The sequence below is a fragment of the Microbacterium sp. GXF0217 genome (genome assembly GCF_054798195.1).
Genome location: NZ_JBSJZG010000004.1, coordinates 506,204 through 529,995, shown reverse-complemented (window position 1 = coordinate 529,995; position 23,792 = coordinate 506,204). Strand labels below are relative to the sequence as shown.

Below are 23,792 nucleotides of genomic sequence, written 5' to 3'. Positions count from 1 at the left end.
TGCCGATCATCCTGTTCTACCCGTTCCTGCAGAAGCACTTCGCGAAGGGGATGCTGATCGGGTCGGTGAAGGGATGACCCTGATCTACCGCAACCCGCTGACCTCGGCCTCCGATCTGGACGACTGGGTCGCCGAGGGCCCTGTGTCCGCCCAGCCGTCCGACGAAGGGATGCTGCTCTCGAGCAGCGGCGGGTTCGACGACCACTTCACGTTCTGGTGCCCAGAGCCTTTCGGCGACCGCATCCGGATCACGTGGGAGTTCTCGCCGCGGTCGGAGCCGGGGCTGGCGATGCTCTTCTTCGGCGCCGCAGCGGATGCCGGGCAGCATCCGCACGCCGACGGCGTCTTCGACGCGGCGCTGGCGCCGCGCACCGGCGCGTACCCGCAGTACCACTCCGGCGACATCCGGACCCTGCACGTGTCGTACTTCCGGCGCCGCTGGGAGGACGAGCGAGCGTTCCACACCTGCAACCTGCGCAAGTCCCCCGGGTTCCACCTCGTCGCGCAGGGCGCCGACCCGCTGCCACCGGTCGTCGACGCCCGCGACGCGTTCTACCGCATCGCGATCGTCAAGGACGGCCCGCGCGTCGCCTTCTCGATCGATGATCTGCCGCTGTTCGACTGGACCGATGACGAGAGCACCGGTCCGCGCATCCGTGACGGGCGCATCGGGTTCCGCCAGATGGCTCCCCTCACCGCCCGCTACCGCAACCTGGAGGTTCACTCGCTGTGACCGGTTCAACCGTGACCGTTCCGCTCCGCTGGCTCGATGACGAAGCCCCAGCGCGCCTGCGCGGCGGTGCGACGTGGGGGGCGCCGCTGCCGCGCAGCGCCGTCTCGGACACGGCAGCCCTGCGGCTGCGGGAGGTCGGCGGCGACGCCGTCCCCGCGCAGTTCTGGCCGCTGGCGACCTGGCCGGACGGCTCGGTCAAGTGGGCGGGGTGCGCGGTCGGCGCACTCGACTCGCCCGGTGCGTACGAGATCGTCGCGGGTGAGGATGCCGCGCCCCCCGCCTCGTCCGCCGTCCACGTCGAGAGCGCCGGCGGCGAGATCCTCGTCGACAACGGCATCCTTCGCCTCGCGTTCCCGAGCGCGCCGTCCGATGCGCTCGTCCACAGGGTGTCGCGCGGCGGACGCGTCATCGCGGAAGACCTGCGCCTGGTGAGCCTGCTGCAGAACGAGCTCTCCGACGACGGCGGCGCGACTCCCCGTCGCCGATTCCGGTCGCGCGTGCGAACGATCGAGGTCGAACAGGACGGCCCGATCCGCGCCGTCGTGCGCGTCGAGGGCGCGCACCGCGACGAGGACGGCGAGCGCGAATGGCTCCCGTTCACCGTCCGGTTCATCGTCGTCGCCGGCTCCGCCGAGGTGCGGCTCGTGCACTCGGTGATCTGGGACGGCGATGCCGAGCACGACTTCCTCGCCGGTCTCGGCGTCCGCGCCGATGTGCCGCTGCGTGCAGCCCTGCACGACCGCCACGTCCGCGTCGCGGGCGCCGATGGCGGCTTCTTCGCCGAAGCCGTCCGCGGACTCACGGGTCTCCGTCGGGATCCAGGGTCCGACGTCCGCGCCGCGCAGATCCAGGGCGCGCAGACGCCGCCGCTCGACACGTGGAACCCCGAGGTCTCGCAGCGACTCGACCTCATCCCCGCCTGGAACGACGTCACGCTGACGCAGCTGAGCGCCGATGGCTTCGCCATCCGCAAGCGGACGGCACCCGGGCATGCGTGGATCGATGCCGGTGCGGGCACCAGGGCGGAGGGATACGTCGCGATCAGCGACCCGACGGGAGGCTTCGGCCTCGGCATCCGCTCGTTCTGGCAGTCGCACCCCGGCCAGCTCGATCTGCGCGGAGCCGCCGGCGAGCGCGCCGAGCTGACGGCCTGGCTGTACGCACCCGAAGCCCAGCCGATGGATGTGCGGTTCTACCACGATGGGCTCGGCCAGGACGATTTCGCCTCTCAGCTCGAGGGCCTGGAGATCACCTACGAGGACTACGAGCCCGGTTTCGGCGACGCGCACGGCGTGGCTCGCACGCACGAGCTGACCCTGTTCGCGTACGACGCGACGCCGCCCATCGAGGAGACCGCCGCAGCGGTCGAGGCTCTGCAGCGCCCTCCGCTCCTGCAGCCGACACCGGAGCACCTGCACGCGGTCGGCGTCTTCGGCGACTGGGCGCCGGTCGACCGATCGACGCCGGCGCGCACCGAGATCGAGGACAGCAACGACTTCCTGCTCGACTTCTACCTCGGCCAGATCGACCAGCGCCGCTGGTACGGGTTCTGGAACTACGGCGACGTCATGCACGCGTACGACCTGGATCGCCACGTCTGGCGCTACGACGTCGGCGGCTACGCCTGGGACAACAGCGAGCTCTCCCCCGACCTCTGGCTCTGGTACTCGTACCTGCGCAGCGGGCGGGCCGATGTCTTCCGTCTCGCCGAGGCGATGACCCGCCACACCGGCGAGGTCGACGTGTACCACCTGGGCCGCTGGCAGGGCCTCGGCTCCCGGCACAACGTCCAGCACTGGGGATGCAGCGCGAAGCAGCTGCGCATCTCGAGCCCGATCTACCGACGCATCTTCCACTACCTCACCGCCGACGAGCGCGTGGGCGATCTGCTCACCGAGCTGCGCGACAGCGACGAGCGCTTCGTCGACACCGACCCGACGCGCAAGGTCCGAACGGATGCTGCGACCTACCGCCCCGATCGCGCAGCGCTGGCCGTCGGCCTCGGCACCGACTGGGGCGCGCTGGCCGCCACCTGGCTCGCCGACTGGGAGCGCACGGGCAACGAGCGCTCGCGCGATCGCCTTCTCGGCACGATGGCGGACATCGGCGCCCTGCCGCACGGGTTCCTCACCGGCGAGGCGCTGTACGACATCGAAGCCGGCCGGTTCGACACCTCGCGCGACCGCATCGCGGTGTCGCATCTCAGCGCCGTGTTCGGTCTGGTCGAGGTCGCGAGCGAGCTGATCTCCCTGGTCGACGTCCCCGGTTTCCGCGACGCCTGGCTGCAGTACTGCCGGCTGTACCTCGCCTCTCCGCAGGAGCAGGAGGCCGCGGTCGGACAGCCGTTCACCGGCATCCATCTCGAGCAGGCGCACAGCCGACTGACCGCGTATGCCGCGGCTCAGACGGGTGACGATGCGCTCGCGGATGCCGCGTGGGAAGCGTTCGAGGGCATCGGCGAGTGGCTCGTGCACCGATCGGACTTCGTGCTGCGTCGCATCGACGGCCCGGGGGTGCTCAATCCGGTCGACGAAGCGCCGAGCGTGGGAACCAACGACGTCGCGCAGTACGGTCTGGCCGCGATCCAGAACCTGGCTCTGATCGGCGATCGGCTCCCTGCGGTTCGGAGCGATTCCGAAGGCTGATCTGACGCACAATGGGGACATGTCCTCTGAGCGCCAGTCCCGATTCCTGGCTTCGGTGCGCAGGGCGATCCGGACCGATCCGTCGCGGGTCGCCCTCACCGAGGTGCTCCCGGTGCTCAACGCGACCGTGGTGTCGAGGATCCTGGATCTCGCGCTGCGCATCGGCGAGTCGATGTTCGCGGTCGGCGCGTCAGCCCACGACGTGACGTTCGCGATCGCCAGGGTCGCCCAGGTCTACGGGCTCAAGGGCGTGCAGGTGGACGTGACGTTCACATCGATCACGGTGTCGCACCATCTCGGCGAGGACGACGCGCCGACGACCCTGCTGCGCGTCGTGCACGCGGCGTCGCCCGATCACGCGAAGCTGCAGCGGCTGCAGGCGCTGCTCGCCGACATCCAGGACGGGATGCCGCTGGACGAGGCGCGCAGCACGTTCCGCACGATCCGGCGGACGCCGTTCCTCTACCGGCCCCTCGTCGTGATCGTCGCCCGCGCTCTGCTCGCGGTCGGCGTCGCCATCCTGTTCGACGCCACCCCGGCCCTCATCGTGCTCGCCTTCCTCGCATCGCTGGCCGCCGCCTTCGCCCAGGCAGGGCTCGCCAAAGCACGCGTGCCGTCGTTCTTCGGCCAGATCGCCGGCGCGTTCGTCATCACGGCGTTCGCGACGGTGGTCGCGGCTCTCGGGTCGGCGGGGATCGCGCCGTTCGACGGTGTGCGCCCCTCGATCATGGTGGCCGCGGGGATCGTGCTCATGCTCTCCGGGCTCTCGGTCGTCGCCGCGGCCCAGGACGCCATCGACGGGTTCGCTCTCACCGCCGGCGGGCGCATCCTCGATCTCACGATCCAGACCGTCGGCGTCGTGCTGGGCATCCTCATCGGACTCGGGGTCGCGCAGCTCGTCGGGTACGGCTTCGAACGCCCGGACGACGCCGTGCCGTTCGGTCCGCTGCCGTCTCAGATCGCGGGTGCCATCATCATCGCCGTCGCGGTCGCGCTGTTCAACGGCGCAGGCTTGCGGATCATCGTCGTGAGCGCCGGGCTGAGCGTGATCGCAATCCTCGGCTACGGCTCCTCCCTGCTGCTGGGCATCCACGAAGGCGCGGCGAGCGCGATCGGGGCACTGCTGGCGAGCTTCATCGGAATCCTGATCGCCCGCAATCTGCATGTGCCGTCGGTCGCGGTCACGACGGCGGCGATCGTGCCGCTCGTGCCGGGGTTGACGGTGTTCCGAGGGCTGCTGGGGCTGGCCGACTCCGACGGGACACCCGAAGCGATGCTGGTCAGCATCGCGCCGCTCGTCCTGGCCGCGTCCATCGGCGTCGGTCTCGCCGCAGGCGCATCCCTCGGGCTCTACCTCGGCACGCCGCTGCGAGCGACACTCGCCGGCGTCGCGAAATCACGCGCCAGAGTCCGGCACTGATTCACCAGATCGGCGGGTGCGGCATCCGCCCGGCGCGGCGCTCGAGTTCGGCCGCGAGCGCGATGATCGTGCCCTCGCCGCCCGGTCGCCCGATGAGCTGAACGCAGACGGGGTGACCTGCGGGATCCGTGGTCACGGGCACCACGATCGCCGGGAGACCCGAGACGTTCACGAAGCTGGAGTACGGCGCGTAGCGCACCTGCTGCGCGAAGTTCACCCCCGCATCCTCGGCGTCGAACCAGCCGACCGGACGCGCCGGAAGCGCGAGCGCCGGCGTGAGCACGGCGTCGTACGGGGAGAACGCGGTGATCGTCTCGCGCTCGAACACCGTCGCGGCGGCGAGCGCGTCGAGCACCTCACGACCTGTCATCCGGCGCCCCTCGCGCGCGAGCCACGCCGTGATCGGCTCGACGTGTGCGAGCTCGTCGTCGGTCAACGCCATGCGGGCGGCGCTCGTGCGCCACAGGGCCGTGAACATGGTCGCGTATCCCCGCGGGCGCCAGTCGAACGCGTCGACGTCGTGCCCGTCGGCGAGCAGCGACGCCGCGACCTCGACCGCCCGTGCCGCCTCGGCATCCAGGCGGATGTCCTCGTCGTCGTCCCACGGCGACACCGTCGTGACTCCGATGCTCGTGCGACCGGCGACGCGTTCGGTGGCCTCGCGGAACGGACCGGACCCCGGCGCGGCGGTCGCATAGGGGTGTGGGCGTCCGGTGGCCTGGACATCCAGCAGCAGTGCGGCATCCGCCACGGTCCGCGCGATGGGCCCGGCCACCGCCAGCCCGCCGGGGCTGTCGAGTCCGGAGGCGAACGGCACGCGACCGCGGGACGGCTTGATGCCGACGAGTCCCACCGTCGCCGCAGGGATCCTAATCGAGCCGCCGGCATCCGACCCCGGAGCCAGCGGCAGCAGCCCGGCGGCCACGGCGGCCGCCGCTCCCCCACTGGACCCGCCGGCACCGTTCGACGGATTCCACGGGTCCCTGGTGGGCGGGCCGATGCGCGTCTCGGTGTAGCCGGTCATCCCGAACTCCGGTGTCGCGGTCTTGCCGAGGCTGATGCCGCCAGCCTCATCGAGCACGGCGGCCTGATCGGCTGTGGCCTCCGGCACGAAGCCGTCGTGCAGGCGCGAACCGAAACGCGTCGGGACGCCCGCTCTCGCGACCAGATCCTTGTCCGCGAACGGCAGCCCCCACAGCGCACCCTCGGTGCGCGCGCCGCCGAGCGCTTCTGCGCGCTGCCGCGCGGAGGCTGCGGTGACCTCGACGAATGCGCCGATCCCGCCGTCCAGCCTCTCGATGCGGTCGAGATAGTGCGCGACGAGCTCCACCGGCGAGATCTCGCTCGTCCGCAGCGCCGCCAGCTGTTCGATCGCGGTGAGGTCATGCAGCTCGCTCATGGGACGAGCCTACGGACTCCGTCGAACCCGGTCCCCCTCCACCGACCGGTGGACCCTGGAATCCGTCCGTCCACGGCTACCGCCGGCCACGAGGACCCGCCACGCTGGGAAGCATGACCGACACTGTGATCCAGGTGCAGGAGCTGCGCAAGAGCTACGGAGCGTTCACCGCCGTGGACGGCATCAGCTTCGACATCCACCGCGGCGAGACCTTCGCCCTGCTCGGCCCGAACGGCGCCGGCAAGTCCACCACGATCGAGATCCTCGAGGGCTATCGGCACCGCACCTCGGGCGACGTCCGCGTGCTCGGCGTCGACCCGCAACGCGGCGGCCTGGACTGGAAGGCTCGCCTGGGCATCGTCCTGCAGTCCAGCGGCGAGACGGGCAACGTCACGGTGCGCGAACTCCTCACCGAGTTCGCCGGCTACTACCCGCACCCGCGCAGCGTCGACGAAGTCATCGCGGCCGTCGGTCTCGAGACCAAGGCGCGCGTGCGGATCGGCCGACTGTCTGGCGGCCAGCAACGTCGACTCGACGTCGCGCTCGGCATCGTCGGACGTCCAGAACTGCTCTTCCTGGACGAGCCGACCACCGGGTTCGATCCTGAGGCCCGCCGCCAGTTCTGGGATCTCATCCGGTCGCTCAAGGCCGACGGCACCAGCATCCTGCTCACGACGCACTACCTCGACGAAGCCGCGCAGCTCGGCGACCGCGCCGCCGTCATCTCCGGCGGCCGGATCGTCGCGATCGGAGCGATCGACGAGATCGGCGGCGCCGCGGCGCGCGTTCCTCTTGTGCGCTGGACGGATGCCGCTGGCACCGCGCACGAGCACCGGACGACCGAACCGGGGGCCCTCGTCGCCGATCTGTTCCGGCACGGCGGCGAACCACGAGCACTCGAGGTCGTCCGTCCCAGCCTCGAGGACATCTACCTGGGCCTGATCCGCGAGGACGCGCAACCCGCCGACGACCGACTCGTGGAGGAACGAGCATGACCATCACCGCATCCGCGCCGACACCCGCACCGGCCTTCGGGCTGTCCCGCACGATCCGCCTCGGCATCCGTCGTATCGGCTTCGAGCTCAGGCAGTACTTCCGCGCCGGCGACCAGGTGTTCTTCACGTTCCTCTTCCCGACGCTGATGTACGTCGTCTTCGCGACGATCTTCACCGGCGACATCGGAGAGGGGCAGGACACCGTCACCATGGCGACCTATTATCTGCCCGGGCTCATCGCCGGCGGCATCCTGCTCTCGGGAGTGCAGGGACCTGCGCTGGAGATCGCGAGCGAGAAGAGCGACGGCACGCTCAAGCGCCTCGGAGGCACGCCGATCTCGCCGGTGACCTACTTCCTCGGCAAGATCGGCGAGGTGTTCGTCACCGCGATCCTGCAGATCGCCCTCCTGATCGTGGTGGCAGCGGTCTTCTTCGGCGCTGAACTGCCGACGGATCCGGCAGCCTGGGTGGGCTTCTCCTGGATCTTCGTCCTGGGGCTCGTGACCTGCACCCTGCTGGGCATCGCGCTGTCGTCCGTGCCGCGGTCGGGCAAGACGGCCGGAGCGGTTGTGATCCCGGTCGTCCTGCTGATCCAGTTCATCTCGGGCGTCTACATCGCGTTCGCCATGCTGCCGGAGTGGTTGCAGACCGCATCGGGCGTCCTGCCGGTGAAGTGGATCGCGCAGGGCATGCGCTCGGTGTTCCTGCCCGACGCGTTCCGGAGCGCCGAGGTGAACGGGTCCTGGGAGCTGGGGCTGATCGCGATCGTGCTCGTCGTATGGCTCGTGGTCGGATTCGTGCTCAGCCGGATCACGTTCCGCTGGATCCGCCGTGACGGCTGATCGCACCGGCCGGGCGCAGGTGCGAGAGCCGCCGCAGGTGCCAGAGTGGGTGAGATGAGTCGGATCGGCAAGGAGCAGCTGGGCTGGGACATCGCCGTCGGCGCTCTCATGGTGGTGACGTCCGTGCTGGCCCTCACCGAGGATCCGCGGATGCCCGGCACGCAGTGGATCCTGGTCGCCGTGGCTGTGGCCATCGGCGCGGTCTACGCGTTCGGCGCCCGACGCTACGTGAGCATCAGGGAATCCCCGATCCCGTCCGTCGGTGCGTCCTTCGGGCTGCAGTCCGCGCTGATCGCCCTGCTGGCCATCGGTGTGGCGATCCAGCCGAGCATGCTGGTGCAGCAGACCATCGTGCTGCCCCTGCTGTGGATGACGTCGCGCTCACCCCGCCAGGCGATCGTCGCCACGGTCATCAATGCCGTGATCCTCACCACGTCGTACTGGATCTGGGGAGGATTCGAGCCCTGGGCGCTGCTGGCCGGCGCGTTCACCTCCGGCCTGTCCGCCGCGTTCTCGATCGCTCTGGGACTGTGGATCACGCGGATCGCGGAATGGGGCGCCGAACGTCAGCGCCTGCTCACGCGGCTGACGGATGCGCAGGCGAATCTGGAGGTCGCGAGCCGTGAGGCCGGAGCGACCGCCGAGCGGGAGCGGCTCGCTCGCGACGTGCACGACACGATCGCGCAGAGCCTGACGAGCATCGTAATGCTCGCCGAGCGTGCACGCCGCGACGGGTCGCCGCAGACGATCGCGCTGATCGAGGATGCCGCGCGCGACGCCCTGCGCGAAGCACGCGCACTCGTGGTGCTGGAGTCGCCGGCGACCGATCCGACCGGATCGCTCGCCCCGGCCCTGCATCGCCTCGGCGCACGTTTCGCAGAGGAGACCGGGACAGCGGTGCACGTCGACGCATCGGAGTGCACGGCGCCCCGCGACGTGCAGGTCGTGCTGCTGCGCTGCGCGCAGGAGGGGCTCGCGAACGTCCGCAAGCATGCGCGCGCGACGACCGTCCACCTCACCCTGCGTATCGACGCGGATGCCGCACTCACGGTGCGCGACGACGGACGGGGCCTCGACGGAACGCGGATCGGCGACGGGAACGGCTTCGGCCTGGCCGGCATGCGCGAACGGGTCGCGCTCGTGGGCGGCATCCTGGAGGTGGGCGATGCGGAGCCGGCCGGAACCGCCCTGACCGTGCGCATTCCGTTGAACGAGGGGAAGGACCCATCATGATCCGAGTCGTCGTCGCCGACGATCACCCGGTCGTGCGCGCAGGAATCGTGGGCCTGATCGCGCTCGACGACGGCATCGAGGTCGTCGGCGAGGCCTCGGACGGCGCCGAGGCCGTCGACCTCGCCGCCTCGCTGCGGCCGGACGTCGTCCTGATGGATCTGCGGATGCCGCGGCTCACCGGCGCCGAGGCGACCGCCCGCATCGCGGAGGAGCTGTCCGGCATCAATGTCCTGATCCTCACGACGTACGAGTCGGACGACGACATCCTCGGCGCGATCGAGGCTGGGGCGAGCGGGTACCTGCTGAAGGCGGCCCCGCAGGAGGAGATCGTCGCCGGGATCAGGGCCGTGGCCGAAGGGCACACCGTGCTCGCGCCGTCGATCGCCGCCACTCTCGTGACGCGCATGCGTCAGGATGCCGCGGTCAAGCCTCAGCTCAGCCCGCGCGAACTCGACGTCCTGCGCCTGGTCGCGGCCGGCCGGAGCAATCCGGAGATCGCCCGCGAACTGTTCATCGGCGAGGCGACCGTGAAGACGCACCTGCTGCACGCGTTCGAGAAGCTCGGCGTCTCCGACCGCACCAGAGCGGTCACACTGGCGCTGGAGCTCGGGATCCTCTGAGCCTCGCCCGTTCGATGAGAACGCGGGAAGTCAGGCGCGGCGCATCTGAGCCGCGGCCGGGCAGTCGAACGGATCGCTCGCCGCGAGGCCAACGCGGTTCAGGTACTCGATCACGATCGCATAGGAGCGCAGAATGCTCGTCTCGGTGTACGGGACGCCGTTGGCGGAGCAGTAGTCGCGGACGATCCCGCGGGCCTTCGACAGGTGCAGGCGCGACATGTTCGGGAAGAGGTGGTGCTCGACCTGGTGGTTGAGGCCGCCGAGGAACCAGGTGGCCCACCAGCCGCCGGTGACGTTGCGCGAGGTGCGGACCTGCTTCGAGAAGAAGTCCAGACGCGCATCAGGCGCGATGATCGGCATGCCCTTGTGGTTCGGCGCGAACGACGCACCCATGTAGACGCCGAACACGGCCATCTGCACGCCCACGAACGCGAATGCCATGCCCAACGGCAGCAGCAGGAAGACCGGCACGAGCACGACGGCGAAGCGGACCGCGATCAGGCTGAGCTCGATCCAGCGTCCCTTCACGTTCTTGCGCGTGGTCAGGTGCTTGAGCCCCAGGTAGTGCAGGTTCAGCCCCTCCAGCGTCAGCAGCGGGAAGAACAGCCAGCCCTGCTTGCGGGTGATCATGCGGATGAAACCGCGCGACTTCGCGGCATCCTCTTCCAGGAACGAGATCGTGTCGACGGCGATGTCCGGGTCCTTGCCGACCTGGTTCGGATTGCCGTGGTGGCGGGTGTGCTTGGAATCCCACCACGCGTAGCTGATGCCGACGACGCCGGCGGCGAGGATGCGTGCCAGGCGGAAGTTCGCCGGTCCGGACGTCAGGATCTGACGGTGCGCGGCCTCGTGTGCGAGGAAGGCGACCTGCGTGAAGAGGATGCCGAGGGCACCCGCGATCAGCAGCTGGAACCAGCTGTCGCCGAGGAGGATGAAGCCGGTGATCGCTCCGCCGAACGCCAGCGCGAGTGCGCCGCCGACGAGGGAGTAGAAGATCGGCGTGCGCTGCATCAGGCCCGTCTCGCGGACGACCTGCTGCACCTCGCGGTACGCATTGGCCATGGGCGGGATCTCAGCGTTGCCCGCGTACGTCTGGCGCACGGGTCCGAGAGTCGAAATGGTCGAGTCGAGCTGGGTACGGGAGATGATGCTCTCCTGCCGATCGGGAGCCCTTTGAGCTGCGGAAGCCAAAGGCAGTTGCCCATCGCTTCCCCCAGCGTAACCCCGGCGGTATGCGGTCTCCGGAATACGTCCGGCCTGTTCGCGGCTCTGGTCAGGCGCGCGCTCGGCGGACGCGGCGACGCAGCCGGAGGCGCAGCGGGTGACCGTCGGGGCGGCCTCCGCCTTCGAGGGCGCGGCGCGCGTCGGCCAAGGTCGGGAAGGACCCGATGTCCGTGCCGTGGTTGTCGCGCACGAGGTGCGCGGTTCCGTCGAACTCGACGAAACCGGCGAACTCGCCGTCGCGCGTCGCGACGTGCACATCGTCGTCGGCCTGTTTCCAGTCGAGGGACTCGTGGATGATGCTCATGGTGTTGCTGCTCATTGCTCTGCTCTGTGGCGGGCGCACGCGTGCGCGCCTCGCATGTCTGCGATCAGAGCGGATGCCGCGCGCGTCGGTGTGCGTGGTCCGTGATGGCCCTGATCAGTGGCGACGTGACGGCCGAATCTTCGGCGATATCACTCACGTTGCGTCATCATTCTAGCAGGAGCCCTCGGACACGGGCCTGGGAGCTCAGCTCACGGCCGCCGAGAGGATGCTGTCCGGCACGGATGCCGCGGGTACCCACACGCGCTGCGGGTGCGCTGATGAGCCATGAACGACCCAGCGGCCCTCTGGCTCTGGCCGAGATTGTTCTGGCTCGGGTTGAGGGCGCTCTGGGGCGGCGACTTCTCGGGCAACTGCTGCCGGCTGCGCCTCCGGGGGGAACTCGTCCTGCCAGGCCTCGCGGATGATGCGCCGCGGGTCGTAGCGGCGAGGATCGAGCGCCTGCCAGTCCTCGCGGAGGATCGCCGCGCCTGATTCCTCCTCCGCCCGGCGCTTGGCCTCCAGCGTCATGTCCTTCAGCTGCCGCAGCACGGCAGCGAATCGGCTGGCGTACTGCGGCATCCGGTGCGGGCCGATGATCACGGCGGCGATGAGAGCGGTGACGAAGAGCTTCTCGACGGTCAGTCCGAACATGCCAGAGCCTCCTTCCGGTCGTGCAGCCAGGCGATGAGGAGGGCGGCGAGGAACAGCGCGATCATCGGAATCGCGATCAGGAACATCGACAGCACGTCGGCCGAGGGCGTCGCCATCGCGCTGAAGAGCACGATGGCCACGATCGCGATGCGCCAGCTCCGCGCGAGGGTGCGGGCCGGCAGGATGCCGAGCAGATTGAGCACCACGAGGAAGACCGGGAGCACGAACGCGATGCCCGTGGAGAGCACGATCTTCAGGACGAAGTCGACGTAGGCGGATGCCTGCAGCAGCGTGCTGTCCTCGGCATCCGCGAAGCTCGCGAGGAGCTCGACCATGTGCGGGAACAGCAGGAAGCCGGCGGCGCATCCGGCGGCAAACAGCGGAAGCGCCGCGGCGAGGAACCCGTAGGTGTACTTCTTCTCGCGACGGGTGAGCCCCGGGGCGAGGAAGGCGAACAGCTCGTAGAGCCAGACCGGGCTCGCCAGGGCGATGCCCGCGAACAGGGCGATCTTGAGCTTCAGGTCGAAGGCACCGGTGATGCTGTCGTAGTTGAGGCTCGCGTCCTGCGTCTCGGCGATCTCGAGGATCGGCGTGCGCAGCATCTCGAGGATCAGCCCGGAGAGCAGGTAGCCGAGGACAACGCCGATGAGGAGCGCCGCCGCCGCACGGAACACGCGGGTGCGTGCCTCTCTGAGGTGCGACGACAGCGGCATCCTGCTCGGAGCATGGGCCTCGACCCTGGCCGTGGCGAGGTCGGTCATGGCGCTATTCCCTGGTCGTCGGCTGTTCTGCGGCCGGGGTCTGCACCTCGGTCTTCAGGATGCGCATGGACTGGCCGACGCTGCGGGCGAGGGCGGGGAGCTTGGCGGCTCCGAAGATGAGGACGACGACGGCGAGGATGATCAGCGCGTGCCATCCGGTGAGGTTCTGGAACATGTCTCGGTCTCCTTCTGTCAGTGGGACGGGGGCTCGCCGGGGCCGCCCTCGCCGCCGGGGCCGCCCTCGCCGCCGGATGGCGCGGCTCCCGCGGTCGGGGTCGTCGAGGTGTCGATGCGCACCTGCAGTTTCGTGGTGTAGCCGCTCGTGCTGTCCCCCGTGATCGTGGGCAGCTGCAGTGCCCCTGCGTCATCGCCGAACACGTTGTCGCCGGCCAGGGAGGTCTGTGCGAGGTTCTCGGACGAGCCGTCGTAGCGCGGATCCGCGTAGACGGTCGTGCAGGCATCCTCGGGGAGCGCGATCTGAGAGGTGGCGATGGCGTTCGTGGAGTCGGTGATCGAATCCACATCGGGGTAGACCTCGAAGTGGATATGCGGCCAGCGTCCCGAGTAGCAGCCGGGGAAGATCGAGGTGAAGGAGACCTTGCCCTCGGCATCCGCGACCTGGACGCCCCGTAGGTAGGTGACGTCCTCGAGACCCTCGGAGTACATCGAGTACTCGCCGCCGGCTGTGCAGTGCCAGGCGTAGACGGCGACGCCGGCGAAGGGCGCGTCGCCGTTCTGCATGTCGAGGACTTCGAGCTCGAACGTCAGCGGCACCCCCTCGGCCGTGGCGGAGCCGTCGATGGAGGAACGGATGTCCTGGCGGACGATGCCGGACTCCTCGAGGACGTCGGGTCCGTTGGAACCGTCGCCGGGATACGGGCCCGCCGTCTCATCGGGGATCTCGCCCTCGGCGGTGGTGGATCCGGATGATGCGTCCGAGGTGCTATCCGCATCGGATGCGCCGGATGAGGTGCCTGTCGTGCTGCTCGTCGCGGTGGGGGCGCAGGCCGCCAGCACGACGGCTCCGACGCCGAGGCCGGCCAGGCCGATGACGCTGCGTCGGCTGATGAGCGTGCGGATGTCGAAGGGGGCGCCCTGATCGACGACCTCCTCGTCGGGGCGGTCGAGCGGGCGGCCTTCGTAGGTCGGGCCGTCCGGGGTGTCGACGGGTTCGGGGATGCGGGTCATGATCTTCTCCTCGCGGGAATGGGACGTGAGTACACATTCGCGGAGGAGTCGATCAGGGCCATATGCCGTACCTATGCGCCGTCTATGACTTCAGATCGCGGTCGCGTCACCGGCGGCCGCAGCACGAGCACCGCCACGATGGCGATGAGGATCACGGCGGTCAGCGCGACCGGGATCGGCAGCACCGGGTCGAGCAGCACGAGCAGTGCGCCGACGGGCACGACGACGTTCACCACGCGATCGGCGTTCTCACGGATCGCGAGCCACCAGACGCCGATGACGAAGACGGCGATCGGAATGGTCACGGCGAAGGATGCGGCGGTGTTCGACAGGTCGCTGTGGTGCGTGAGCACATCGATCTCGACCTCGATGCCCGCGGAGAACGCCGCCGCGGCAGCGAACACGAAGTAGTGCACGTAGCCGTAGCGCAATGAACGGCGGAACGAGGAGATGGCGCTGTGGTGCGGCGGCCAGAAGTAGATCCACCAGAGCGCGGCCGTCACGATCAGAGTGAGCGCGGCGATCGAGATGAGCGGACCAAGGGACTCGACCTCCTCGAGGGCACCGACGATGGCGTTGGCCGAGGCGAGCAGGCTCTCTCCCAGCACGATGAGGGTGAACAGGCCGTAGCGCTCGGTGATGTGGTGGGGATGCCACGGCGTACGGTGCCGGTGCTCGGCGAAGACGGGGACGGAGATCTCGATGAGCGCGCAGAGCACGAAGGCGGCGATCTGGAAGGGCGCCGGGATGAAGAGGAACCCCACCCAGAGCAGCTGCGCCACGCCGATGCCGGCCGCATAGCGCCGGGTGACCGCGCGCAGCGGCCCGTCCGCGCGGGATGCCCGCAGCCACTGCGCGATCATCGCGATCCGCATGACGATGTAGCCGACGACCGGAATCAGGAAGTCACCGTGTTCGAAGGCTGCGGGGATGCCGGCGGCGAGAATCAGGACGCCGCCCATCTGCACGAACGTCAGCACGCGGTACAGCCAGTCGTCCGTGGCGAACGACGTCGCGAACCAGGTGAAGTTCATCCACGCCCACCAGATGGCGAAGAACACCATGGCGAACGAGGTGATGCCGTGCACGAAATGCCCGGCGCTCAGCGCATGGTGCAGCTGCGCGGATGCGACGCTGATCGCGACCACGAACACCAGGTCGAAGAACAGCTCGAGCGTGCTCGCCGTGCGGTGCGGTTCGTGGGCGTCGCGCGGCTGCATGCGGCTGAGACGGAGTCGCGAGAGGGTGCTCTGATCGGTCACGGGATCAGATTAGGGCAGGGGCGATCCGCGGCCGCCGATCTGTTTCGTCCAGTCGGATGAAATATCTTCCGATCGGACGACCGATCCGCTAGAGTGAGCGCAGCCTGCAGTGCCTGCTGCATCCGGATGTCGCCTGGGAACGACATCCATCCCGTTGAGACGTGGGGTCTCGACGCGCAGCAGGATCCCGAGGGGTCGGGAAGCGGGCGAACCCGCGAGCGCACAGTTCGCGGACTGGGGAAACACTGGGGAAAGTCATGGCGCACTGGGGAATTCTGCGTACATTCCGCGCTCGGGGAGTCCGAGCATGACGTCCGTCGAGGACGCGATCGGGCTCACGCGAGCAACGACGGCCTTCGTGCCCGTCGCCGCACCGCGCGCCGCTCACATCGCCTCGCAGACGGTTGTCGCACCGCGGGTGACTCCGACGCTCGAACGCCGGCAGCTGTGGGAGCGCCGGTACCGGATGCGTCTGCGTCTGTCGGATGCCGCCGTGATCGCTGCCGCGACGCTGCTGACCGCAGCGGTGCAGTTGTTCGTGCTCGACACTCCTGGGGAGGTCGTCGCACGCGGAGCGCTGCTGCTGGTCGGAGTCTGGTTCCCGATGCTGAGCGCGCTGAGCACACGCGCCGCCGCTGTCTTCGGCTCTGGGGCTGCCGAATACGCGCGCGTTGCGCATGCCAGCGGGCTCGCGTTCGGGATCGTCGCGATCGTCGGCGTGCTCGGGGAATGGGCGGGGCTGCGGCCGCTGCTGGTGATCGCCCTGCCGGTGGGGATGCTGGGGCTTCTCCTCGCCCGGTGGGGCTGGCGCAAGTGGCTGTTGCAGCGCCGACGCACGGGGCAGTACGCCTCGCGCACCGTCGTGGCGGGCGATGCCGAGGACGTCAGGTACGTCATCGACTCGCTCCGCCGCAGCGGAGAGACCGCGTATCACGTGGTCGGGGCCACCCTGTTCGACGGCGACGCCGCCGAACTCGAGGTGGACGGGGATCGCTATCCGGTGCTGGGGAGCGTGAACACCGTCGCGACGGTCGCCACGCAGTTCAGCGCGGACACGATCATCGTGGCGAGTCGTCCGGATGGGGATCCAGACTTCGTCAAGCAGCTCGGGTGGCAGCTGGAGGGCACGGCATCCGAACTGATCCTCTCGAGCCGGCTCACGGATGTGGCCGGCCCGCGGGTGTCGCTGCGACAGGTGGAAGGCCTGCCGCTGATCCACGTCAAGATTCCGACGTACGAGGGCGGGATCCACCTGCTCAAGCGTGCGCTGGACATCCTGGTCGCCGTCACCGCTCTCGTCCCGATCGCGCTGCTCGCTCCCGTGCTCGCGGTCATCATCAAGGCCGACTCACCCGGCCCTGTGTTCTTCCGGCAGGAGCGGGTCGGCCGCGACGGGCGGACGTTCCGGATGGTCAAGTTCCGCTCGATGAAAACGGATGCCGAGCAGCAGCTCGCCGCTCTCGCCGAGCAGAACGAGGGGGCGGGGCTGCTGTTCAAGATGAAGGATGATCCGCGCGTCACTCGGGTCGGCCGCATGCTGCGCAAGCTGTCGCTGGACGAGCTGCCGCAGTTCTGGAACGTGCTGGTCGGTGACATGAGCGTCGTCGGACCTCGCCCGCCGCTGCCGCGCGAGGTCACTTCCTACGACGGCACCGTGTATCGGCGGCTGTACATCAAGCCGGGCATCACCGGCCTGTGGCAGGTGTCGGGTCGCAGCGACCTGACGTGGGACGAGAGCGTGCGCCTCGACCTGCGGTACGTGGAGAACTGGTCCGTCATGAACGACCTGCAGATCATGTGGCGCACGGCGAAGGTCATGGCGCAGCCGAGCGGAGCATACTGAGCACATGAGGAATGGGGAGGGCCTCACCATCGCGATGGTGGGGACGAGGGGGATTCCGGCTGCGTACGGCGGTTTCGAGACGGCGGTCGAGGAGGTCGGACGACGTCTCGCGGAGCGCGGTCACCGCATCGTCGTGTACACGCGCGGGTCGGAGAGCCGGTCGAAGACGTATCTCGGCATGCAGGTCGTGCACCTGCCTGCATTGCCGGTCAAGCAGGTCGAGACGCTCAGCCACACCGGGCTGTCGACGCTGCACCTTCTCGGGCGGCGGCGACCGGATGCGACGTTCGTGTTCAACGCCGCGAACTCGCCGTTCCTGCCGCTGCTGCGTGCGCGCGGCGCGCGCGTCGCCCTTCACATGGACGGACTCGAATGGCGTCGTTCCAAGTGGGGACCGCGCGGGCGGGCGTACTACCGATGGGCCGAGCAGTTCGGTGTGCGCACGGCGGATGCCCTGATCGCGGATGCCCCCGGCATCGCGGACTACTACCGTCACCAGTTCGATGTGCCGACCGAGATGATCCGTTACGGCGCGCCGATCCTCGATGAGCCGCCGGCGCGCGACGTCGCCGAGTTGGACCTGGTCTCGGGCGGCTATCACCTGGTCGTGGCGCGGTTCGAGCCGGAGAACCATGTCCTCGAGATCGTCGAAGGTTACCGGCGCAGCCTGGCGACGCTGCCGCTGGTCGTGGTCGGTTCGGCGCCGTACAGCGCGGAGTACACGCGTGCGATCGCAAGCGCGGCGGAGGGCGACGAGCGGATCCGCCTCGTCGGCGGCGTCTACGACCAGGAGCTGCTGGACGCCCTGTACGCCCACGCGGCCACGTATCTGCATGGCCACTCGGTGGGCGGGACGAACCCGTCGCTGCTGCGCGCGATGGGAGCGGGAACAGCCGTCATCGCATACGACGTCGGATTCAACCGCGAGGTGCTCGACGGGCAGGGGTGGTTCTTCCGCGATGCGGCCGATGTCGCCCGGCAGCTCCTGGATGCCGAGGCGGATGCCGCGGCCACAGCCGCGCTCGGTGCACGGCTGCGCGAGCGCGCCCGCGAAGCCTTCCGCTGGGAGGACGTCGCGGACGCGTATGAGGCGTTGGCACATCGGCTCGCGGACGGCACGACGATCCATGGATCGGCTCGTCGCGCGAGACGCAGGACCACGGAGTGGGAGTTCGAGCCCATCGAGGTGCGGTCGTGACGGGGCGGCGGACCGTACTGCTGGCGCATCCGGGAGCGGAGATGTTCGGCTCCGATCGGATGCTGCTGGAGAGCGCCATCGGGCTCGTCGAGACGGGGGCGCGCGTCGTCGTCGCCCTCCCCAGCCGTGGCCTGCTCGATGTCGCCCTGCGCGAAGCGGGGGCCGAGGTGGTCATCGTGCCAATGCTCGTGCTGCGAAAGACGCTGCTCACCCCGCGCGGTCTGCCCCTCCTGTTCCGCGACATGTTCCGCGGAGTCGGGGCGGCTTGGCGCCTGATCGGGCGCGTGCGTCCAGACGTCGTTTATGTCTCGACCATCATCATCCCGCAGTGGCCCGTCGTCGCCCGGTTGCGCGGCGCGCGTGCGGTCAGTCACGTTCACGAAGCGGAGGCCTCGGGCAGCCGGTTGGTGAACGCACTCCTCTACCTGCCGCACCTGGCGTCGCAGCGAGTTCTCGTCAACAGCCGGTTCAGCCTGGAGACGATCCGGGCCGCCCTGCCTGCGCTCGCACGTCGAGCGGAGGTCGTCTACAACGGCGTCGCGTCGCCTGCGGAGCCACCGGCGCCACGGCAGCGCATCGAGGGACCATTGCGGGTGCTCTACATCGGTCGGCTGTCTCCGCGGAAGGGGCCGGACCTCGTCATCGAGGCGGCCGCTTTGCTGTGCGCCCAGGGCGTCGACGTGAGCGTCACACTCCTCGGGGCTGCGTTCGACGGCTATGAGTGGTTCGAGCAGGAGCTGCGAGAACGTGCGGCGGCGGCCGGCACCGAGGTCGACTTCGCGGGATTCCACACGGACATCTGGCCTTATCTCGCCGACGCCGACGCCCTTGTGGTCCCGTCCCGAGTCGATGAGCCGTTCGGCAACACCGCGGTCGAAGGTATCCTCGCCAGGCGACCGGTGATCGCTAGTGACAGCAGCGGACTTCGCGAAGCGGCCGGTGGGTACGCAACGGCGCGGCTGGTGCCTGCGGGGGATGCCGAAGCTCTCGCCGAGGCGCTGGCGCGCGTCGGCGAGGAGTGGGGCACCATCACCGCTCTGATCGATCGCGACAGGGACGAAGCGCATGGCAGACACGCGCCGCAGCGGTACCGCGCGCATGTCGCGGGGACGTTGGTCGCGCCGGAATCGGCTACGGGCGTCGCGCACGCTCGCTGACCTGGCGCACCCCCCGAGCAAACTGATCGGCGAACAGTCTGGCCTCTGCGAGGGAGTCCTCGACACCCCGCACATGGGAGCCGCGGCGATCGTGGTGATAGTCACGGACGTCGAGCTGCTCCTCGCCCGAGCGGGCGCGCCGGAAGAGCCGGTGCTCGGCGCGGGGATTTCTGGTCCCACGGCGGGCGTCGAGCAGGAACGCGTAGGCCGCGACGATCTCCTCCTGCCGGACATCCTCTATGCGGTCCAGCTCCCCTGGTTCGAACGCGTCGTCTCCCAGGCGAATCGCCTCCCGCAGCGTGAAGAGGCTTCGGCGACTGCCCGGTGCGAGCAGCGCCGCAGCAGCGCGCTCTTCGCGGGATGCTGCGATCACGATGTCCTGATGATCGAGGCCGTCTGGAGTGACCGATGCGGAGCGATGGTCGTGCACGAACTCGACTCCCTTCGGTTCGCGCCGGATCCGAACGCCGCTCACCTCACAGATCGGCTGCGCGCCGCGCACATCCGTCCCCGCACTGCTCACCGCTATCGTCATTGAATCGTCGATGCTCGCCCGGAAAGCGAAAGCCATAGCAGGGGATCGGCAGATGTTCGCCTTGCAGAGGAAGAGGATGGCCGCCACTAGGGCTCCATCGTGTAGAGGTACTTCTCCTTCTTGCGCTCCCGCACGTTGTTGAGCACGAGACCTGCGAGATTCGCGCTCACTCCGCGCAGCGCGGTCAGGCATCGTTCGAGCTGAGCCTTCGTTGTCTTCCGCGTGTTCACGACCACGATGGTGCTGTCGACGTACTGGGAGATGATGGTGGCGTCCGCGACGGACAGCAGAGGTGCCATGTCGATCACGACGAAGTCGTACCGCGGTCTCAGCGACTCCACCAGTTCGGTCATCTTATGCGAGGCGAGGAGCTGTGCGGGATTGGGAACGTGTTCGCCCGCGGTGAGAACGTCCAGACCGGCCGTACTGATCACCGCCTCCTCCAGCGTTACCGCGTCCACAAGGACCGAGGCGAGGCCGACGGCGTTCTCGATGCCAAGCACGTTAGCGACATTGGGGCGACGAAGATCGGCATCGACGAGCAGCACCCGATTGCCCATCTCGGCGAAGGCGAGCGCAATGTTGACCGACGACGTCGTCTTGCCCTCACCGGCGATCGCGGATGTGACCGCGAGGACTCCGATCTGATGCTCAACTGCCGAGAAGCGCAGGGCCGACCGGATCTGACGGAACGCCTCGGCGGCCGATCCGTTAGGGCTCACCAGAAAGGCTGCCCCCGAAGCAGAAGTGCGGCGGCGAGGAATCATGCCGAGCACGGGCAGGTCGGTGACCTCGGCGAGAGCCGCAGCGGAGCGCACCCTTCGGTCAAGAAGGGCCCACGCTGACAGCGCCAGAAGCGCGCCGAACGCCCCCACCACCACCCCGAGGACGGCATCCTGGGACTTGTTGGGAGAAGACTGGAACTGGGCGGGGACGCCGGGTTCGATGACGCGCGCGGCCACCGTGGACTCGCCACGGTCGTCCTTGGGCGCGATGTCGAGTACCACGTCAGTGAGGTTGTCCGCCACCGCGTTCGCGATCTGCGCCGCCACGTCCGGATCGGCAGAGGCCGCTGTGATGTCAAGAATCACGGTATTCTGCGGGATCGTCACTGACAGGGCGCGACGCAGCTGCGAGCTGGTGACGTCGATCCCGTCGTCGGCCAGGTCGTCGATCACAGGATCGAGCACCGATGCAGACGTCGCCAGCGATGCGAACGACAGCATCTGGTTCTGTGTGTACGCCGAGCCCTGGTTGATGTCCGAACCACTGGTCGCCGACCGCATGGAGAAGTAGATCGAAGCGCTCGAGTGAAAGATCGGCGTACGCGTGGCGCTGTAGCCGTATGCCGCGACACCGCCGAGCAGCGCTGCGACGACGACGACCCACCAGTACTGCAGCAGCACGCCAGCGAGTCGCGCCGCTGCGTTCTGCGATGAGTTCACGGGACCTCCAGGATGGATCGCGCCTCAGTGCCGGGGGTCCGCGCGGGCTGGGTGCGGCTGCTGTGACCACTATATGCCGCGACGGCGACACCAGCGACGAACCAGAGGAACGATGCGTACTGCGTGATCAGCGCGACGGTGGCCAGGGCGGGGACCTGGCTGAGCACGGCAACCGCGGCCGGATTTCCACGCCCGCTGACCACGACCCAGGCGCAGATCACGAGCATGAGCACGAAGAGCAAGAGCGGAAGCATCCCGTGCCTCAGCCCCGTGAGGATGAGGGCGCTGTCAATGGAGCGGAACCCGCCGAAGTAGTCGACACCGTCAGCCGAGACTTCACGGCCAGGACTGATCCCGATGTAGACCATCTCGCGCATCAGGGGCAGAAGATCCGCTCGGTACTCGGCGCTGCCCGCGGCCTCCTCCCCCGCATCGTCGAAGACCGAATAGATGAGCGGCAGCACGATGGCCGCCGCTGCGAGCGTCACGATCGACACGGCGACCCGATGCGCAGGACGGATGTATTGGCCGAGGAAGAGGACGGAGAACGCGATGACGAGCAGAATCCCGACAAGCCCGATTCTGCTGAATGTCATGATCACGCCGGTCGTCACGACCACGAACGCGAGCAACTTCACCCACAGCCGCCAGGGGGTTGCGAGCAGGAACGCACTCGATATCGCGAGGCTCGATCCGAGCGAGATCGAATGGCCGAACGCACCCTCGGCACGCAGCAGCCCGCCACGGTACTGAAGGTTCGTCCACATCCGGCCGTCGACGCCTGGTATGAGCACGAAGTAGTTCGTCCCGCTGAGGAACTCGATGATCGCGAGCGCCGCCGCAATCACCGCGGCCACGCTGATGCAGACCGCCACCCACTCCAGCCCCACACGGGCGAGCGCCACTCTCCCCCACGCGTAGGGGAGCAGCCAGGAGAGCACCGAGTACTGGACGTGCCCTGGAACGGCGCCGAAGAAGGTGCCGATGAAGATGAGGAGGAATGCCGAGACGACGAGCGTGTCGATCACCGACCAGCGGAGCTTCGCTCCGGGGCCGCACGCCGCGAGGCTCACGATCGTCGCGATGTCCAGCAGCGTCAGAGTCAGCGATTGCACCGAGAAGCTCACGTAGACCGGGGTGAAGAACAATGCAAGCGTCCAGCACGCGACGGCCCATCGCGCATCATGGCGGAACAGCAGCCACAGCGCGAGGCCGGCATTCGCTGCGATCAACAACACTGCGACCGCTGTGAGCGGATTGCCTGCCACTGTGCCTCCCCGAATGCTGATGATACCGTCGACAAGATGGGAGCGCTGGCGTGACTGGGGCATCGCCGCGCATCGGCTGGATGGACGCCGTGCGCGGCCTCGCGATTGCCCTCCTCCTCATCTGGCACTCGAGCGCCGTACCCGAGCTCTACGGCGTCGAGATGCCGGAGATCATCCGTACGATCAACGCGTTCCTCATGCCGTACCGGATGCCGACGTTGATGCTCCTGTCCGGCCTCCTGCTCGAGCGCTCGATGCGCAAGCCTCTTCCGGCGTACTACGCCGGAAAGCTGGCGATGATTCTCTGGCCCTACGTGATTTGGGTGCTCGTCGCCAGGGCGACGTTCCTCGACATAGAAGGCCTGCCGTGGTGGCACTGGCGCGGGTGGTACGCAACGTCGTACCTCTGGTTCCTCTTCTTCATCGGGGTTTACTACCTCGTCGCGCCGCTGTTCGCACGCCTACCGGCTTGGGTGCCCGTAGCGATCGCGGTGACAGCGGGACTCGTACTGCCTTACGGCAGCGTGGAGCAGCGGATGGGTTATTTCGCCGTGTTCTTCTTCTGTGGCCACTGGCTCGCAACCCGGCCGCGCGTCCTCGACCGGATCGTCGAGGGGCGCTGGGTGCTCCTGCTCGCACTCCCCGTCATCGGGTTCGGCACAGCGGCATGCATCTGGACGGATCAGATCCAGTACGCCGTGTGGGGCGCCCCGGCGAGCATCGCCGGTGCGCTCCTGTGCGCTGCGGTCTTTTCGCGCATCGGTCGCGGCGGACGCGGCCAGCCTGTGCTTCGTTTCATCGGCCGCTCGTCGATCGTCTTCTACGTGAGCCACTTCCCGGTGATGGCGCTGATCACGATCGCGACCGCCGACCGTCTGCACCCGCTCATTCTCGCACTCATCAATCTGGCCGCTGCCGGCCTATTCGGCTGGCTGCTGGCGATCTGGAAGGGTCGCGTACCGGTCGTCTGGCTGTTCCAAGCGCCCCGCCCGCTGACCCGTGGCGCAGAACGGCTTCTGAGCAGAGCAGGCCCCCGGCGCACGCGATAGGTGGTCCGCGCGCGTCGCGG

Annotated in this window: 22 protein-coding genes; 11 read left to right on the top strand and 11 right to left on the bottom strand. The window is 68.7% G+C overall.

Translation table 11 applies throughout. The annotated features are described in order from the left end of the window. The 3 genes from ACWAT3_RS11590 to ACWAT3_RS11580 all read left to right on the top strand — a co-directional run. On the top strand, positions 1 to 733 hold a 733-nt coding region (locus ACWAT3_RS11590), incomplete at its 5' end, for a DUF1961 family protein (protein ID WP_460798558.1). Continuing rightward, positions 730 to 3,378 carry an exo-rhamnogalacturonan lyase family protein gene (locus ACWAT3_RS11585; protein WP_460798556.1) on the top strand — a complete coding sequence of 883 codons (2,649 nt, stop codon included), beginning with the start codon at positions 730 to 732 and terminating at the stop codon, positions 3,376 to 3,378. The genes ACWAT3_RS11590 and ACWAT3_RS11585, both read left to right, overlap by 4 nt. Before the next feature lie 19 nt (positions 3,379 to 3,397). After that, positions 3,398 to 4,798 carry a threonine/serine exporter family protein gene (locus tag ACWAT3_RS11580; RefSeq protein WP_460798554.1) on the top strand — a complete coding sequence of 467 codons (1,401 nt, stop codon included), beginning with the start codon at positions 3,398 to 3,400 and terminating at the stop codon, positions 4,796 to 4,798. A 1-nt stretch (position 4,799) separates the two neighbouring features. On the opposite strand, the gene ACWAT3_RS11575 is transcribed toward ACWAT3_RS11580, so the two are convergent. Next, the gene (locus tag ACWAT3_RS11575; protein ID WP_460798552.1) at positions 4,800 to 6,197 is read right to left on the bottom strand and encodes an amidase; all 1,398 of its coding nucleotides are present in this window, start codon (positions 6,195 to 6,197) and stop codon (positions 4,800 to 4,802) included. A gap of 113 nt (positions 6,198 to 6,310) precedes the next feature. On the opposite strand from ACWAT3_RS11575, the gene ACWAT3_RS11570 reads away from it, so the two are divergent. The 4 genes from ACWAT3_RS11570 to ACWAT3_RS11555 are packed head-to-tail and all read left to right on the top strand — an operon-like array spanning position 6,311 to position 9,887. Beyond that, positions 6,311 to 7,192 (top strand): ABC transporter ATP-binding protein, encoded by an 882-nt coding sequence (locus ACWAT3_RS11570; RefSeq protein WP_460798550.1) that lies wholly within the window; start codon positions 6,311 to 6,313, stop codon positions 7,190 to 7,192. Continuing rightward, complete coding sequence (locus ACWAT3_RS11565; RefSeq protein ID WP_460798547.1) at positions 7,189 to 8,034, top strand: ABC transporter permease; 846 nt, start codon at positions 7,189 to 7,191, stop codon at positions 8,032 to 8,034. The genes ACWAT3_RS11570 and ACWAT3_RS11565 overlap by 4 nt, the downstream gene beginning before the upstream one ends. A 54-nt stretch (positions 8,035 to 8,088) precedes the next feature. Beyond that, complete coding sequence (locus ACWAT3_RS11560; protein ID WP_460798546.1) at positions 8,089 to 9,267, top strand: sensor histidine kinase; 1,179 nt, start codon at positions 8,089 to 8,091, stop codon at positions 9,265 to 9,267. Continuing rightward, positions 9,264 to 9,887: a response regulator gene (locus ACWAT3_RS11555; RefSeq protein WP_460798544.1), complete on the top strand. Its 624-nt coding sequence runs from the start codon at positions 9,264 to 9,266 to the stop codon at positions 9,885 to 9,887. The genes ACWAT3_RS11560 and ACWAT3_RS11555 overlap by 4 nt, the downstream gene beginning before the upstream one ends. 30 nt (positions 9,888 to 9,917) lie before the next feature. On the opposite strand, the gene ACWAT3_RS11550 is transcribed toward ACWAT3_RS11555, so the two are convergent. The 7 genes from ACWAT3_RS11550 to ACWAT3_RS11520 form a co-directional block, all read right to left on the bottom strand. Continuing rightward, a complete protein-coding gene (locus ACWAT3_RS11550) occupies positions 9,918 to 11,006 on the bottom strand; it encodes a fatty acid desaturase family protein (protein WP_460798595.1) in 1,089 nt (362 codons plus the stop codon). A gap of 154 nt (positions 11,007 to 11,160) precedes the next feature. After that, the gene (locus ACWAT3_RS11545) at positions 11,161 to 11,430 is read right to left on the bottom strand and encodes a hypothetical protein (RefSeq protein ID WP_460798542.1); all 270 of its coding nucleotides are present in this window, start codon (positions 11,428 to 11,430) and stop codon (positions 11,161 to 11,163) included. Between the two features lie 189 nt (positions 11,431 to 11,619). Continuing rightward, positions 11,620 to 12,066 (bottom strand): Sec-independent protein translocase TatB, encoded by a 447-nt coding sequence (locus ACWAT3_RS11540; protein WP_460798541.1) that lies wholly within the window; start codon positions 12,064 to 12,066, stop codon positions 11,620 to 11,622. Next, a complete protein-coding gene (tatC, locus tag ACWAT3_RS11535; protein ID WP_460798539.1) occupies positions 12,054 to 12,827 on the bottom strand; it encodes a twin-arginine translocase subunit TatC in 774 nt (257 codons plus the stop codon). The genes ACWAT3_RS11540 and tatC overlap by 13 nt, the downstream gene beginning before the upstream one ends. Positions 12,828 to 12,831: 4 nt before the next feature. Beyond that, positions 12,832 to 13,002: a twin-arginine translocase TatA/TatE family subunit gene (tatA, locus tag ACWAT3_RS11530; RefSeq protein WP_460798537.1), complete on the bottom strand. Its 171-nt coding sequence runs from the start codon at positions 13,000 to 13,002 to the stop codon at positions 12,832 to 12,834. A gap of 17 nt (positions 13,003 to 13,019) precedes the next feature. Next, positions 13,020 to 14,015: an intradiol ring-cleavage dioxygenase gene (locus tag ACWAT3_RS11525; protein WP_460798535.1), complete on the bottom strand. Its 996-nt coding sequence runs from the start codon at positions 14,013 to 14,015 to the stop codon at positions 13,020 to 13,022. A 71-nt stretch (positions 14,016 to 14,086) separates the two neighbouring features. After that, positions 14,087 to 15,235 carry a low temperature requirement protein A gene (locus tag ACWAT3_RS11520; protein WP_460798593.1) on the bottom strand — a complete coding sequence of 383 codons (1,149 nt, stop codon included), beginning with the start codon at positions 15,233 to 15,235 and terminating at the stop codon, positions 14,087 to 14,089. 349 nt (positions 15,236 to 15,584) lie between these two features. Between ACWAT3_RS11520 and ACWAT3_RS11515 the strand changes: the two genes are divergently transcribed. The 3 genes from ACWAT3_RS11515 to ACWAT3_RS11505 are packed head-to-tail and all read left to right on the top strand — an operon-like array spanning position 15,585 to position 19,475. Continuing rightward, complete coding sequence (locus ACWAT3_RS11515) at positions 15,585 to 17,120, top strand: sugar transferase (RefSeq protein ID WP_460798534.1); 1,536 nt, start codon at positions 15,585 to 15,587, stop codon at positions 17,118 to 17,120. Positions 17,121 to 17,124: 4 nt separating this feature from the next. Then, positions 17,125 to 18,318 (top strand): DUF1972 domain-containing protein, encoded by a 1,194-nt coding sequence (locus ACWAT3_RS11510; protein ID WP_460798532.1) that lies wholly within the window; start codon positions 17,125 to 17,127, stop codon positions 18,316 to 18,318. Further along, positions 18,315 to 19,475, top strand: a complete 1,161-nt coding sequence (locus ACWAT3_RS11505) for a glycosyltransferase (protein ID WP_460798530.1) — start codon at positions 18,315 to 18,317, stop codon at positions 19,473 to 19,475. The genes ACWAT3_RS11510 and ACWAT3_RS11505 overlap by 4 nt, the downstream gene beginning before the upstream one ends. Here the strand turns inward: ACWAT3_RS11505 and ACWAT3_RS11500 are convergent. The 3 genes from ACWAT3_RS11500 to ACWAT3_RS11490 are packed head-to-tail and all read right to left on the bottom strand — an operon-like array spanning position 19,450 to position 22,723. Next, complete coding sequence (locus tag ACWAT3_RS11500; protein WP_460798529.1) at positions 19,450 to 20,202, bottom strand: arsenate reductase/protein-tyrosine-phosphatase family protein; 753 nt, start codon at positions 20,200 to 20,202, stop codon at positions 19,450 to 19,452. The genes ACWAT3_RS11505 and ACWAT3_RS11500 overlap by 26 nt on opposite strands. After that, complete coding sequence (locus ACWAT3_RS11495; RefSeq protein ID WP_460798527.1) at positions 20,097 to 21,455, bottom strand: tyrosine-protein kinase domain-containing protein; 1,359 nt, start codon at positions 21,453 to 21,455, stop codon at positions 20,097 to 20,099. The genes ACWAT3_RS11500 and ACWAT3_RS11495 overlap by 106 nt, the downstream gene beginning before the upstream one ends. Further along, positions 21,452 to 22,723 (bottom strand): hypothetical protein, encoded by a 1,272-nt coding sequence (locus tag ACWAT3_RS11490; RefSeq protein WP_460798526.1) that lies wholly within the window; start codon positions 22,721 to 22,723, stop codon positions 21,452 to 21,454. The genes ACWAT3_RS11495 and ACWAT3_RS11490 overlap by 4 nt, the downstream gene beginning before the upstream one ends. Before the next feature lie 50 nt (positions 22,724 to 22,773). On the opposite strand from ACWAT3_RS11490, the gene ACWAT3_RS11485 reads away from it, so the two are divergent. After that, on the top strand, positions 22,774 to 23,772 hold the full coding sequence (locus ACWAT3_RS11485) for an acyltransferase family protein (protein ID WP_460798524.1): 999 nt from the start codon (positions 22,774 to 22,776) through the stop codon (positions 23,770 to 23,772). Positions 23,773 to 23,792 lie beyond the last annotated feature (20 nt).

Excerpts from the sequence above, each read along its gene's own strand:
- ACWAT3_RS11570 (WP_460798550.1), top strand. The coding sequence starts at position 6,311 with ATGACCGACACTGTGATCCAGGTGCAGGAGCTGCGCAAGAGCTACGGA.
- ACWAT3_RS11515 (WP_460798534.1), top strand. The coding sequence starts at position 15,585 with ATGACGTCCGTCGAGGACGCGATCGGGCTCACGCGAGCAACGACGGCC.
- ACWAT3_RS11525 (WP_460798535.1), bottom strand. The coding sequence starts at position 14,015 with ATGACCCGCATCCCCGAACCCGTCGACACCCCGGACGGCCCGACCTAC.
- ACWAT3_RS11545 (WP_460798542.1), bottom strand. The coding sequence starts at position 11,430 with ATGAGCAGCAACACCATGAGCATCATCCACGAGTCCCTCGACTGGAAA.
- ACWAT3_RS11500 (WP_460798529.1), bottom strand. The coding sequence starts at position 20,202 with ATGCCTGACCGCGCTGCGCGGAGTGAGCGCGAATCTCGCAGGTCTCGT.
- ACWAT3_RS11580 (WP_460798554.1), top strand. The coding sequence starts at position 3,398 with ATGTCCTCTGAGCGCCAGTCCCGATTCCTGGCTTCGGTGCGCAGGGCG.
- ACWAT3_RS11555 (WP_460798544.1), top strand. The coding sequence starts at position 9,264 with ATGATCCGAGTCGTCGTCGCCGACGATCACCCGGTCGTGCGCGCAGGA.
- ACWAT3_RS11510 (WP_460798532.1), top strand. The coding sequence starts at position 17,125 with ATGAGGAATGGGGAGGGCCTCACCATCGCGATGGTGGGGACGAGGGGG.
- ACWAT3_RS11520 (WP_460798593.1), bottom strand. The coding sequence starts at position 15,235 with ATGCAGCCGCGCGACGCCCACGAACCGCACCGCACGGCGAGCACGCTC.
- ACWAT3_RS11540 (WP_460798541.1), bottom strand. The coding sequence starts at position 12,066 with ATGTTCGGACTGACCGTCGAGAAGCTCTTCGTCACCGCTCTCATCGCC.
- ACWAT3_RS11565 (WP_460798547.1), top strand. The coding sequence starts at position 7,189 with ATGACCATCACCGCATCCGCGCCGACACCCGCACCGGCCTTCGGGCTG.
- tatC (WP_460798539.1), bottom strand. The coding sequence starts at position 12,827 with ATGACCGACCTCGCCACGGCCAGGGTCGAGGCCCATGCTCCGAGCAGG.
- ACWAT3_RS11575 (WP_460798552.1), bottom strand. The coding sequence starts at position 6,197 with ATGAGCGAGCTGCATGACCTCACCGCGATCGAACAGCTGGCGGCGCTG.
- tatA (WP_460798537.1), bottom strand. The coding sequence starts at position 13,002 with ATGTTCCAGAACCTCACCGGATGGCACGCGCTGATCATCCTCGCCGTC.
- ACWAT3_RS11560 (WP_460798546.1), top strand. The coding sequence starts at position 8,089 with ATGAGTCGGATCGGCAAGGAGCAGCTGGGCTGGGACATCGCCGTCGGC.